This window comes from Streptococcus sp. A34 (assembly GCF_043674115.1).
Lineage (GTDB): Bacteria > Bacillota > Bacilli > Lactobacillales > Streptococcaceae > Streptococcus > Streptococcus suis_V.
The window spans coordinates 44,499-57,631 of sequence record NZ_JBIMJM010000009.1; the positions used below are offsets into that span (position 1 = coordinate 44,499).

Genomic DNA, 13,133 nt, shown 5'->3' on the forward strand with positions numbered 1-13,133 from the left:
CTCCTAGTTTACTTTTTTAATTCTTCCTGATAGCGGGGTAAAAATTCTTCCATGAGGTAGGCGGTGTCGTAATCACCAGCCACCACTCGCTTGTCGGAAATCAAGTCCAGCTGAAAGTCGGTATTGGTCACCACTCCGTCAATTTCCAATTCGTAGAGGGCTCGCTGCATCTTCATCAGGGCTTCAAAGCGATTTTCCCCATGCACGATAACCTTGGCAATCATGGAATCGTAATAAGGTGGAATGGTGTAGCCTGGATAAACTGCCGAATCCACACGCAAACCAACGCCACCACTTGGCAGGTAGAGATTGGAAATCTTACCTGGACTTGGGGCGAAGTTGAAGGCTGGATTTTCAGCATTGATCCGGCATTCAATAGCATGACCTGTAATCTTCACATCTTCTTGACGGACGCTGAGTTCCTGACCAGCCGCGATCTTGATTTGCTCCTTGACAATATCCACACCGGTGACAAATTCGGTAACAGGATGTTCCACCTGCACCCGTGTGTTCATTTCCATGAAGTAAAATTCGCCCTTGGCTTCGTCCAAGAGAAACTCAATGGTTCCTGCATTTTCATAGCCGACTGACTGGGCTGCCCGCACCGCTGCTTGACCGATACGGTCCCGCATGGTCTGACCAATGGCGATGGATGGAGCTTCTTCCAAGACCTTTTGATTGTTACGCTGAAGGGAACAATCCCGTTCTCCCAGATGGATGACATGTCCGTGTTGATCCGCCAAAATCTGTACTTCGATGTGGCGGGCTGGATAGACGACACGCTCCATATACATGGCTCCGTTGCCAAAGGCTGCCTTGGCTTCGCTAGAAGCTGACTCGAAGGCTGGTACTAGGTCTTCGGCTTTTTCAACCTTCCGAATCCCCTTACCGCCACCTCCTGCCGATGCTTTGAGCATGACTGGATAACCAATCTTTTCAGCGATTTCAAGGGCTTCTTGGCTGGTCAAAACTTCACCGTCTGATCCTGGAATGACAGGCACTTGAGCCTTAATCATCTCTGCACGTGCATTGATTTTATCGCCCATGGTATCCATGACCGTCCCAGAAGGCCCGATAAATTTGATACCAACCTCTTCACAAAGGGTGGCGAACTTAGAGTTTTCACTCAAAAATCCAAAGCCAGGATGAATGGCCTGGGCACCTGTCACAACAGCCGCCGAGATGACTGCCTGCATATTGAGATAGGAGTCTGTCGAACGGGCTGGGCCGATACAGACAGCCTCATCTGCCAACATGGTGTGGAGAGCTTCCTTGTCCGCTTCTGAATAGACAGCCACCGTCGCAATCCCCAACTCCCTGGCCGCACGAATAATCCGCACCGCAATCTCACCACGATTGGCAATCAAAATCTTCTCAAACATGATGAATCCTATCTCCTTTTTAACATAGAATAATTGTTATAACAATCTCAAGGTGAGAATATTAAATAATGGTTATCAACAGCAGTTCTTCATTTTACTTTTTGTGCTTGCTCCAAAGGTTTGGGAAACCTTTGGAGATTGAAAATGAGACGAATAAAATTCGTATCAATTGTTGTAGACAGTACTTGGGTACGGCAAAACGAGTTCAAATAATGATGAAATTATTTGAAGTTGGAAATAAGGAAACGAAGTTTCCTCGTTCGTCGACGCAATAAAAGATAAAATGGAGAACTGATTTAGTTTCCAATAGCAAAAGTCAACACCCCCGACGCAGCCAGTTTTCCGTCCACCTCTGCCTTTGCCTCAACGACTGCAATGGTTCCACGGCGTTTGACAAATTTAGCAGTCATGATCAACTGGTCACCAGGTACAACTTGCTTCTTAAATTTAACCTTATCCATGCCGGCATAAAAGACCAGCTTGCCCTTATTTTCTTCCTTGGACAACTCCAAGACACCTGCGGTTTGTGCCAAAGCCTCCATGATGAGAACACCTGGCATAACAGGATAATCTGGGAAATGCCCGTTGAAGAAGGGCTCGTTAATGGTCACATTTTTGAGGGCGACAATCTCATCTTCCGATACTTCAAGGACACGATCGACCAAGAGCATAGGGTAGCGATGAGGAAGCGCCTCTTTAATTTTCAAAATATCGATCATTTGATGCGTATCAATCCTTGTCCAAATTCTACAACGTCCTGGTTAGCCACCAAAATCTCTGTGACCACACCGTCACGGTCAGCAGGCACTTCGTTCATGACCTTCATGGCTTCGATAATCATGAGAGTCTGCCCTTTTTTGACCGTATCGCCAACTGCTACAAAGGCTGGCTTGTCAGGGGCTGGTGACAAATAAGCCACGCCGACCAAGGGACTTTCCACTACCGTACCTTCTGCCACAGAGCTTGCACCTGCTTCTACTGGAGCTGGCTCACTGGTTTCAACTGCTGGCACAGGGGATGGGCTTGCAGGAGCTACTGGAACAAGCGGAGCTTCGACCGCTGGACTCGGAACCGCTGTCGCCTGCTGATTTTTACTGAAATGCAAGGTTTCCCCAGCATTGCTATATGAAAATTCTCGCAAACTTGACTGGTCAAACTGACTCATCAAGTCCTTTATTTCTGTAATATTCACTTAAGCCTCCCAACGTTTGAAAGCAATTACCGAGTTGTGACCTCCAAAGCCAAATGTATTTGAAATGGCATGGCGGATTTCCATATCACGCCCCTGTCCATAAATGACATCTGCTTCAATATCTTCAGATAATTCTGTCGTACCAGCTGTCTTTGGTGCGTAAGAATGACGCATAGCCTCAATGACTGCTGCCGCCTCAACTGCACCCGCTGCCCCCAACAAGTGCCCTGTAAAGGACTTGGTGGAAGAAACTGGCGTGTTCTTGCCGAAAACGGATACAATAGCTTGGCTTTCCCCTTTTTCATTAGCCGGTGTCGAAGTACCATGGGCATTGATGTAGTCAATATCAGCTGGCTCTAAACCTGCTTCTGAAATGGCCAACTTCATGGCCTTAATAGCACCCTGACCTTCTGGATGTGGAGAAGTCATGTGGTGGGCATCACAGGTATTCCCATAACCAACGATTTCAGCCAAAATCGTCGCTCCACGCGCCTCTGCGTGTTCCAAACTTTCCAATACTAAAACCGCGGAACCCTCTCCCATGACAAAACCATTGCGGTCCTTGTCAAATGGAATAGACGCACGTTCTGGATCCTCAGTAGTCGACATAGCTGTCAAAGCTTGGAAACCACCGATTGCAAATGGAGTAATGGCTGCTTCTGCTCCACCTGCCAACATGACATCTTGGAAGCCAAACTTGATTTCACGGAAGGCTTCACCCAAGGCATCATTTGACGAAGCACAGGCTGTGATGACACACTTGCAGACACCATTAGCACCGACCTGCATGGCAATATTTCCAGCCGCCATGTTTGGCAAGGCTTTTGGAAGGGCCATAGGACGAATGCGTTTTGGTCCTTTTTCGTTCATGCGAGCAACCTGCTCCTCGATTTCCAAAATTCCACCGATACCCGTTGACAAGATAACACCGAAACGGTCACTGTCAACGGCTTCTGTATCAAGATTAGCATTGGCTACTGCCTCACGAGCTGCATAGAGAGCATAGAGGGAGTAGTTATCATAGCGGTTGGTATCTTTCTTAACGAAGTATTTGTCAAATGGAAAATCCTTGATTTCCGCAGCATTATGGACTGAGTATTCACTGGTATCAAACTTGGTAATCTTTCCGATCCCAATCTTACCATTGACCAGGCTATCCCAGAATTCCTCTGGCGTATTACCAATTGGCGATGTCAGACCATAGCCTGTTACTACTACACGATTTAATTTTGTCATTTTCAAACCTCTCTTACTGCATGGTCAAGCCGCCGTCAACCGCAATCACCTGACCTGTCAGATATTCTTGCTTGGCAAGGAATACAGCAACATCGGCTACTTCTTCCGTCAAACCGAAGCGTTTCATAGGAATTTGTCCCAACATGGCATCCTTGATTTTATCAGACAGAACATCTGTCATATCGGACTGGATAAAGCCTGGTGCGATAGCATTGACACGAACATTGCGACTAGCGACTTCACGAGCAATGGATTTTGTAAAGCCGATAACACCTGCCTTAGAAGCGGCATAGTTGGCCTGACCAGCATTCCCTGTCAAACCGACCACACTGGAAAGGTTGATAATAGCCCCTTCACGTGCCTTGGTCATCGGTTTCAAAACAGCCTGGGTCATGTTAAAGGTCCCTGTTAGATTGATACTCAAAACGCTCTCGAAATCCTCTTCCGTCATTCGCAAGGCCATACCGTCTTTGGTAATTCCTGCATTGTTGACCAAGATATCGACGCTACCGAGTGCCTCAACTGCCTCAGCCACCATCCGTTTGGCATCTACCGAGCTGGAAATATCGCCTGAGATCGCCACTACTTTGACACCATAGCTTGAAAAACTATCTAGCAAGTCCTGCCCCAGCTGACCACGACCATTCAGCACCACATTGGCACCAAGGCTAGCAAACTTATGGGCAATGGCCAAGCCGATTCCACGACTTGAACCTGTCACAAACACATTTTTATTGGTAAGTTCCATGTTTTCTCCTTATTGGCTAGTCAACAAGCCTTCTAGACTTGCCACATCTTCTACTGTCACCACCTCGGCTGTCTTATCAATTTTCTTGATAAAGCCTGCTAAGACCTTACCTGGACCAATTTCGATAAACTTGGTCACACCAGCCGCCTGCATGGTTGCAATGGACTCGTAAAAACGGACAGGCTCCATAACCTGACGGGTCAAGAGGGACTTGATGTCCTCTAGTTTCATGACCTTGGCTTCGGTATTGCCAACTAACTCTACTTGGAAGTCTGCAAACTCCACCTCTTCCAGAGCCTGAGCCAATTGCTCCGAAGCTGGACGCAAAAGAGCCGTATGGAAAGGCCCCGACACATTGAGGGGAATCATGCGTTTGACACCCGCCGCTTTCAAGGCTTCCACTGCCTCATCCACAGCAGCCACCTCACCACCGATAACGATTTGGGCCGGTGTGTTGTAGTTGGCTGGGGAAACAATCCCAGAGGTAACTGATGAACAGACCTCTTCAATCAAGCTGACATCTGCATTGAGGACAGCGACCATCTTACCAGTTCCTGCTGGTGCAGCAGTCTCCATAAACTCACCCCGTTTGGCAATCAAGGAAATGGCATCTTCAAAGGCCAGAGCACCTGAGGCAACCAAGGCAGCGTATTCTCCCAAGGACAAACCAGCCACCATGTCGGGTTTAATCCCCTTTTCTGCCAATAAACGATAAATGGCAAGGGAGGTTGTCAAAATCGCAGGTTGGGTAAAGCGGGTCTGGTTGAGCTTGTCTTCCTGATGATCAATCAAATCTCGCACATCATAACCTAGTATCTGACTAGCCTGGTCGTAAGTTTCCTTAACAATGGGATAGGTGTCATAGAGGTCACGGGCCATACCAAGTGTCTGAGCTCCTTGACCTGCAAATAGAAAGGCTGTTTTCGTCATCTTATTCTCCAACGGAAGCCCAGCGATTCGCCTCTTCACGAATCACCTTGGCAGCTCCAAAATATAAATCTTTCAAAATTTCTTCACAGGTTTCTTCCTTAGTCACCAAGCCAGCAATCTGACCTGCCATGACCGAACCATTGACCACATCACCATCTACAACGGCATTGCGAAGGGCACCTGCACCCAGTTCCTCAATGGATTCTGCAGAAATTTTCCCAGCAAGGAAGTCTTTTTCCGCAGCCGCATAGGCTGTCGAAAGCTTGTTCTTAATCGCACGCACCGAGTGACCTACAACGGATGCCGATACTGTTGTGTCAATATCCTTAGCCTTGAGAACCTTTTCCTTGTAGGCTGGATGAGCATTTGACTCCTTGGCAACAACAAAACGTGTTCCCACCTGAATTGCTTCTGCTCCCAACATGAAGGCAGCTGCAGCACCTGCACCATCTGCAATACCACCTGCAGCAATCACAGGAATAGATACGGCATCCACAACCTGACGAACCAGGGTCATAGTTGTCAATTTACCGATATGGCCACCTGCTTCCATCCCTTCTGCGATGACGGCATCAACTCCCAATTTTTCCATGCGTTTAGCAAGAGCCACACTCGGTACTACTGGAATCACAATGATACCAGCTGCGTGCAAGCGTTCCATGTATTTTCCAGGGTTCCCAGCTCCCGTTGTCACCACCTTGACACCTTCTTCAATGACCAAGTCAACAATGTCATCCGCAAAAGGCGACAAAAGCATGATATTAACACCGAAAGGTTTGTCTGTGATGGACTTGACTTTATCAATGTTTGCCTTAACGACTTCTTTTGGAGCATTGCCTCCGCCGATAATACCTAAACCACCAGCATTTGAAACCGCACCAGCCAAGTCACCATCAGCCACCCAAGCCATACCACCTTGGAAAATCGGATAATCAATGTTTAATAATTCTGTAATCTTTGTTTTCATAGTTCCCTCAATCTTTTTTTGCTTAGCTAATCATTTGAACATCAAACAATTAGCTAAACAAGCGAGGGGCAATCCCTCACTTGAAATTTAATTTGAATCTTCAATGTTTTGAATATCAAAGTATTGACTCTAAGAAAAATGCTTATCGCATCTTTCTAACAACATTTATTTTGTTTTTTCTTCAACGTAGGCAACCAAATCAGCTACTGTTGTCAATCCTTCTTCAGTATCGATTTGAATATCGAATGCATCTTCGATTTCAGAGATGACTTGGAAAAGATCCAACGAATCTGCGTCCAAATCTTCAAAAGTTGTTGTAAGGGTTACTTCTTCAGCATCCTTACCCAATTCCTCAACGATAATTTCTTGTACTTTTTCAAATACTGCCATGATATGTGTCTCCTTTATTTAAATAAATATTTTTTTAATCTTGCCAAAGGCAAGGGATTAACTAAATTTTAAGTAGAAGGGCTCCCCAAGTGAGACCTCCGCCAAATCCGGCCATCAAGACTGTCTGGCTACCGTCCAGCTTTATCCGGCCGTCCGCCACGCATTCTGATAGGAGAATGGGCAGGCTGGCTGCACTGGTATTGCCATATTTGTCCATATTGGCTGGGAATTTTTCCGATGCCACACCCAGCTTTCTAGCCATCTTATCCAAGATTCGACTATTGGCTTGGTGAAGCAGGTAGAAATCAATCCGGTCTGCTAGCAGACCTTGCTGACTGAGCAGCTCTGCTATGGTTCCCGTCACATCCCGAGTCGCAAATTCAAAAATCGCGCGCCCCTCCATCTGGATGTAGGGTTGGAAGCAAGTAGCATCAGAAAATGGGGTGCATTTCTGATCAATACCTGCAGTCAAACTCGCCCCACGACTGCCATCAGTCCGGAGAATTTCCCCCAGAAAGCTAGGCTGAACGCAAGCTTCAAGTAAGACGCCGCCGGCACCGTCTCCAAAGAGCACTGCTGTCGAGCGGTCCGACCAATCGACCACGCGCGACAAGGTCTCCGCACCGATGACCATCCCTTTCTGGTAACGGCCTGATGCAATCAACTTTTCTGCTGTCGACAAGGCATAGACAAAGCCGGAACAGGCCGCCACCAAGTCGTAGGCAAAAGCCTTGGTCGCTCCGATTTTAGCTTGAACCAAAGCCGCTGTGGATGGCATCACCGAATCGGGTGTCATGGTGGCCAGGATGATAAAATCAATCTCCTCCGCACCAATCTGCGCCTTCTCCAGCAAGTCCTGCGCCACGGCAGTGGCCAAATCACTTGTCGTCTGGTCTGTGACAACATGTCGTTGACCAATTCCTGTCCGACTGCGGACCCAGTCGTCAGTGGTATCCATTATCTGAGCCAAATCGTCATTGGTCACAATCTTTTTTGGAAGATAGTGGGCCACCTGACTTATTTTAGCATGGGTTCTCATTTCAAATCCTCCAAAAAGTGATAGAGTTTCATGAGCCCTTTCTTCATGACCTGGTATTCCGTCTCATCCATGCCATCCGTAATCTGCTTGACCATTTCATTGTGGAAACGCTGATGCAGCCGATAGACCAAGCGTCCTTTTTTGGTCAAGTAGAGATGAATGACCCGCCTGTCTCTGGTCGAACGCACACGCTCCACGTAGCCCTTTCGCTCCAGATTATTCAGACTGGTTGTGACAGTTCCCAAGGTCACCATCAAAGCGCGAGAGACATCTGTGGGTGTCGCATCCGGTTTACTTCCTATCACATCAATGGTGTGCATTTCCTTAATGGAAATGTCGTTGAAACGACTTTTGCGGAGGCTGTTTTCCTGAATGACCAGGACATTGTTAAAAATTGCCGTTAGATATTCATTGATTTTTGGATCTTCCAAAACTAGCCTCCTTTACTTTGATAATCAAAGTATACTCCAGAATAATTTGATTGTCAAACATTTTTTCAGAAAATGCTCATTATTTTCCTGTGAAAACGGGTCTTCTCCGCTCTGCATGGGCACGTACACCTTCTTTGAAATCTTCTTTGAAGGCCAGATATTCTTGTTTTTGCAACTCCAATCGACGATAGGATTCCCAATCTTTGAACTGGCTCTCCCAAACCAATTGTTTGATCGCCACGTAGGAATTGATAGAGCCACGCATGAGTTTTTTGATAACCTGTTGTACAGTCTTTTCCAACTTTTCTGGCTCAACCAGTTTGTATACAATGCCGTATTCCAAGGCTTTCTCAGCCGTCAATCCTTCTCCTGTCATGGCTAATTGGCTAGCCCGATTGGCACCAATTGCCCGACTGAGGAGAAAGAGCCCGCCGGCATCAGGTGCCAGCCCCACTCCGACAAAGGCCTGGATAAATTTTGTTTTAGTAGAGGCAATCACGAAATCTGCTGCCACTGCCATGTTGGCCGCCGCACCAGCGACAGCTCCATCGGTCACCATGATGACAATCTTGGGCAATTTCTTGATAGCGAATGAGATGTCATTGACCAGCTCTGCGATGCGCACAAGAGAAGGAATATCGTCCTCATCCACAGCTCGCTTCATCTCGACCAAGTCGCCACCGACCGAGAAAACAGAGCCCTGAGCCTGAATTTGTAGGATTTTCACAGTAGCATCTCGATCAACTGCGTCAATCGCTGCCAAAATTTCCTCACACATGGGAATGTTAAAGCCATTGGCCACATCTGGACGATTGAGGGTCAGAAGGGCTATTCCGTCCCGAACATCATAGGTAATTGTTTGATAGGTCATCGCCTGCTCCACTTCATTTGAAGATGAAATAGTTTGAAAAGCAAACCACATCTTTCTTGTTATCCATTCTAGCACAGAAAATCATTTTGTCACGTCCTTACCAGAAAAGAAGTGTGACATCGGAAAAAGGCTGGCTCTCGCCAACCCTCTTACATCTTGTCCAATTCTCTCAATCCTTGGCTCAAATTGTCCACCAAGCGATCTGCTTGACTCTGGTCAATGCCATAATGCTGTTCTCGGATGGCCCAGACCGTCAAGCCTGCTGCTTTTGCTGCCGCGATGCCTTTTGCGCTGTCTTCAAAGACCACAATCTCTGATTTGTCCACCCCAGTCGCCTGGGCTGCGAGATTGTAGACATCCGGAGCTGGCTTGGGCGCTCCGCATTCCATGGCTGAAAAGACCTGTTTAAAATAAGGTCTAATTCCAGCTTCTTCCAAGGCACGTTCGATTTCTTCCCTGTCCGTATTGGAGGCCAACACCAGAGGCAAGCTCTTGTCTGTCAAAGCCTGCAAGACTTGTTTGACATCAGGAAAAAGCCGCTGACCATAGGGTGTCGGCCGGTTTTCCTTATATATACGGTACTCCTTTTCCAAGGCAGGCACATCCCACTTGTCAAAGTCATTCGCCAAAATCCGACGCCACATTTGACTGGCCCTACCACCCACAAAAATACTTGGGTCCAGGTGATCGACCGACAGTCCCTTGGTCGCTAAAAAATCGATGCGTCTCTGGAAATAAAAGGTCTCTGTATCAAACAGGACTCCATCCATATCAAAAATAATTGCTTTTGCCATGCTTTCTCCTCTTTCCACCAGTTTACCACAATTCCCGGAAAGTTTCATGGATGTAATTTTCAATAAATTCTGAAAATTTCCCAGAAAATACTGACAAAGCCCCCATCTTCTGCTATAATAGTAAGAAATATCTGAGGAGATTCTTATGAAAGTAACCAAATTTGGAGGTAGCTCGCTCGCGTCTGCCAGCCAATTAGAAAAAGTATTTAGCATCGTTCAATCGGACCCTGAGCGCCGTTTTGTTGTCGTATCAGCACCAGGTAAACGCAATGCCGAAGATACGAAAGTGACAGACGCTCTGATTAAATACTACAAGGAATATACAAGTGGCAAGGATGTGACAGCCAGCCAAGAATGGATTATCAATCGTTACCAGGCTATGGTTGACGAGCTTGGTTTTACAGCTAAAAGCATGGCGAAGATTGCTGACAGCATCAAGGCCCTGGCGACCCTGCCGATTGAAAATAATGAATTTCTTTACGACGCATTCCTAGCGGCCGGCGAGGACAATAATGCCAAGCTGATTGCAGAATATTTTACCCAAAAAGGACTGCCTGCCCGCTATGTCCACCCTAAGAAAGCTGGTATCATTGTCAGCTCAGAACCTGGAAATGCCCGTATCCTACCGTCTAGCTATGATAAGATTGAAGAATTGCGCGATGCGGATGAGGTCTTGATTATCCCTGGCTTTTTCGGTGTGACCATCGACAATCAAATCTGTACCTTCTCCCGTGGTGGTTCGGACATTACAGGCTCTATCGTAGCGGCCGGTGTCAAAGCCGACCTCTACGAGAACTTTACCGATGTTGACGGCATTTTTGCTGCCCATCCTGGTATCATCAAAAATCCACATTCTATCAAGGAATTAACTTACCGTGAGATGCGTGAATTGGCCTATGCAGGCTTCTCCGTCCTTCATGACGAAGCCCTCCTACCTGCCTACCGTGGACGCATTCCTTTGGTTATCAAAAACACGAATAACCCTAGCCACCCAGGCACCCAAATCGTCCTGGAGCATACTGACCAGACCCTGCCTGTTGTCGGAATTGCAGCAGATGATGATTTCACAAGTATCAACATTTCCAAGTACCTGATGAACCGTGAAGTTGGTTTTGGTCGCAAGGTCCTACAAATTTTAGAAGACTTGAATATTCGCTTCGAGCACATGCCGACTGGTATCGACGACCTGTCCATCGTACTCCGTGGCCGCGAATTGACCCCTATCAAGGAAGCTGAAATCCTTCGCCAGCTCAAAACGCAGCTGGAGGTTGATAAGGCTGAAATCGAGCGTGGCCTATCCACCATCATGATTGTTGGTGAGAACATGAAGAGCCATGTCGGTGTAACAGCCACGGCAACGACTGCCCTATCTAACCAGAATGTCAACCTGGCCATGATTTCACAAGGTGCCAGCGAAGTTTCTGTCATGTTTGTTGTCAAAACGGAACAAAAAGAGCAGGCCCTACAGGCACTTTACACAGCATTTTTTGAGGGTAAATAAGAATTTTTTCAGTTCCATACTGGACATACAAATGAAACAGGTAGTGTATAAATCAAATTTATTTTAGTCGCCGCAAGGATTCTACCTAATCCCTCTCACATCATCCCACAAAAATAAGCTCTCACCTAAACGGTTTGAGCTTATTTTTTATCTACGATATTGGGCCAAGAAGCGGGTCATTTTTTCTTGGATTTCTGCTAGCTCGTCTACACGTGGAAGGTAGACAATACGGAAGTGGTCTGGGTCCTTCCAGTTAAATCCACGACCATGGACCAAGAGAACCTTTTCTTGCTTGAGGAAGTCCAATACAAACTGCTCGTCATCATCAATCCGGTACATTTCACGGTCAATTTTCGGGAAGATATAGAGACCTGCCTTAGGCTTGACAGCTGAAAGCCCTGGAATATCTTGGATAGCCTTGGTGATGAATTCTCTCTGCTCATAAAGTCGGCCACCAGGTACCAACAATTCATCGACTGATTGGTAGCCTCCAAGCGAAGTTTGGACAACTTGCTGGGCCAGGACATTGGAACAGAGCCGCATGTTGGACAACATATTGAGACCCTCGATATAGCCTTTCACATGCTTTTTAGGACCTGATAGGACCATCCAGCCCACACGGAAGCCACAGATACGATGGGATTTGGACAGACCATTCATAGTCACGACAAAGACATCTGGTGCCAATGAAGCAATTGGGATATGGACTGCGCCGTCAAAAACCATGCGGTCATAGATTTCATCCGAGAAAATGATGAGCTCATGCTGGCGGGCAATCTCTACAATCTCCAACAATAATTCTTTGGGATAAAGGGCACCTGTTGGGTTATTGGGGTTAATCAGGACAATCGCCTTGGTGCGGCTAGTGATTTTTGAACGAATATCGTCCAAATCTGGATACCAATCTGCCCCCTCGTCACAGAGATAATGGATCGCATCGCCACCTGCCAGGCTAACTGCCGCTGTCCAAAGTGGATAGTCGGGCATTGGCACCAGGACCTGGTCTCCATTGTCTAGCAAACCCTGCATAGACATAGTAATCAGTTCACTAACTCCATTTCCTATGTAAATGTCATCGATGTCAACATTTGGAAACTTCTTGACCTGGCAATACTGCATGATGGCCTTACGGGCAGAAAAAATCCCCTTACTGTCGGAATAGCCTTCTGATTTACGGGCATTGTGAATCAAGTCGTGAATAACCTCATCTGGCGCCGTAAAACCAAATTCAGCTGGATTTCCTGTGTTCAAGCGGAGAATCTTCTCACCATTTGCCCGCATGCGCATAGCTTCCTCCAAGACTGGACCACGGATATCGTAAGCAACATGTTCGAGCTTTGTTGACTTTTCAAATTGTCTCATAACTATACCTCCTCAACTTTCTTGAGTCTATGAATACTACTATCATAATGGAATTTGGTCATTTTAGCAATCATTTTCATAGTAAATCTATCACTAAATGTTATAAATCGCAGGAAATGTAGGGAAATGATACTACTCGAATGACATGAACACTCTATCTGTCTCTGGACACTTCAATCTGACTATCATTTACGGTTGCTTATATTATTTTTCGGTAAATTCTCAAAGTAAGTTCTAGTTCTCTTTCTTTCAGAAGTTACTTTGAGAAAACTGCATAACATCAACAGAAT

Annotated in this window: 14 protein-coding genes; 1 reads left to right on the top strand and 13 read right to left on the bottom strand. The window is 46.6% G+C overall.

Annotated elements, in window-relative coordinates; genetic code table 11:
- Nucleotides 1-8: 8 nt before the first annotated feature.
- The 12 genes from ACHBGV_RS04240 to ACHBGV_RS04295 form a co-directional block, all read right to left on the bottom strand.
- Entirely contained in the window at nucleotides 9-1,382 is a 1,374-nt protein-coding gene (locus ACHBGV_RS04240; protein ID WP_105116437.1) for an acetyl-CoA carboxylase biotin carboxylase subunit, read from the bottom strand.
- A 296-nt stretch (nucleotides 1,383-1,678) separates the two neighbouring features.
- Nucleotides 1,679-2,101 (bottom strand): 3-hydroxyacyl-ACP dehydratase FabZ, encoded by a 423-nt coding sequence (gene fabZ / locus ACHBGV_RS04245; protein WP_014638565.1) that lies wholly within the window; start codon nucleotides 2,099-2,101, stop codon nucleotides 1,679-1,681.
- The gene (gene accB / locus ACHBGV_RS04250; protein WP_248027211.1) at nucleotides 2,098-2,574 is read right to left on the bottom strand and encodes an acetyl-CoA carboxylase biotin carboxyl carrier protein; all 477 of its coding nucleotides are present in this window, start codon (nucleotides 2,572-2,574) and stop codon (nucleotides 2,098-2,100) included. Before accB ends, fabZ begins: the two co-directional genes overlap by 4 nt.
- Complete coding sequence (gene fabF, locus ACHBGV_RS04255) at nucleotides 2,575-3,810, bottom strand: beta-ketoacyl-ACP synthase II (RefSeq protein WP_248027213.1); 1,236 nt, start codon at nucleotides 3,808-3,810, stop codon at nucleotides 2,575-2,577.
- A 13-nt stretch (nucleotides 3,811-3,823) separates the two neighbouring features.
- Nucleotides 3,824-4,558: a 3-oxoacyl-[acyl-carrier-protein] reductase gene (fabG, locus tag ACHBGV_RS04260; RefSeq protein WP_394735694.1), complete on the bottom strand. Its 735-nt coding sequence runs from the start codon at nucleotides 4,556-4,558 to the stop codon at nucleotides 3,824-3,826.
- A gap of 9 nt (nucleotides 4,559-4,567) precedes the next feature.
- Nucleotides 4,568-5,488 carry an ACP S-malonyltransferase gene (gene fabD / locus ACHBGV_RS04265; protein ID WP_105111572.1) on the bottom strand — a complete coding sequence of 307 codons (921 nt, stop codon included), beginning with the start codon at nucleotides 5,486-5,488 and terminating at the stop codon, nucleotides 4,568-4,570.
- A gap of 1 nt (nucleotide 5,489) precedes the next feature.
- A complete protein-coding gene (gene fabK, locus ACHBGV_RS04270) occupies nucleotides 5,490-6,455 on the bottom strand; it encodes an enoyl-[acyl-carrier-protein] reductase FabK (RefSeq protein WP_105111571.1) in 966 nt (321 codons plus the stop codon).
- 165 nt (nucleotides 6,456-6,620) lie between these two features.
- Nucleotides 6,621-6,845, bottom strand: a complete 225-nt coding sequence (locus tag ACHBGV_RS04275) for an acyl carrier protein (protein ID WP_105111570.1) — start codon at nucleotides 6,843-6,845, stop codon at nucleotides 6,621-6,623.
- 61 nt (nucleotides 6,846-6,906) lie between these two features.
- Complete coding sequence (locus ACHBGV_RS04280; RefSeq protein ID WP_394735695.1) at nucleotides 6,907-7,884, bottom strand: beta-ketoacyl-ACP synthase III; 978 nt, start codon at nucleotides 7,882-7,884, stop codon at nucleotides 6,907-6,909.
- Nucleotides 7,881-8,315, bottom strand: coding sequence for a MarR family winged helix-turn-helix transcriptional regulator (locus tag ACHBGV_RS04285; protein WP_394735696.1), 435 nt, complete (start codon nucleotides 8,313-8,315; stop codon nucleotides 7,881-7,883). The genes ACHBGV_RS04280 and ACHBGV_RS04285 overlap by 4 nt, the downstream gene beginning before the upstream one ends.
- A gap of 79 nt (nucleotides 8,316-8,394) precedes the next feature.
- A complete protein-coding gene (locus tag ACHBGV_RS04290) occupies nucleotides 8,395-9,186 on the bottom strand; it encodes an enoyl-CoA hydratase (RefSeq protein WP_394735697.1) in 792 nt (263 codons plus the stop codon).
- 149 nt (nucleotides 9,187-9,335) lie between these two features.
- Nucleotides 9,336-9,980 (bottom strand): HAD-IA family hydrolase, encoded by a 645-nt coding sequence (locus ACHBGV_RS04295; RefSeq protein WP_172022430.1) that lies wholly within the window; start codon nucleotides 9,978-9,980, stop codon nucleotides 9,336-9,338.
- Nucleotides 9,981-10,125: 145 nt separating this feature from the next.
- Between ACHBGV_RS04295 and ACHBGV_RS04300 the strand changes: the two genes are divergently transcribed.
- Nucleotides 10,126-11,481, top strand: coding sequence for an aspartate kinase (locus ACHBGV_RS04300; protein WP_105111566.1), 1,356 nt, complete (start codon nucleotides 10,126-10,128; stop codon nucleotides 11,479-11,481).
- 147 nt (nucleotides 11,482-11,628) lie between these two features.
- Here ACHBGV_RS04300 and ACHBGV_RS04305 read toward each other — a convergent pair whose 3' ends face one another.
- A complete protein-coding gene (locus ACHBGV_RS04305; protein WP_125266133.1) occupies nucleotides 11,629-12,843 on the bottom strand; it encodes a pyridoxal phosphate-dependent aminotransferase in 1,215 nt (404 codons plus the stop codon).
- Between the last annotated feature and the right edge of the window lie 290 nt (nucleotides 12,844-13,133).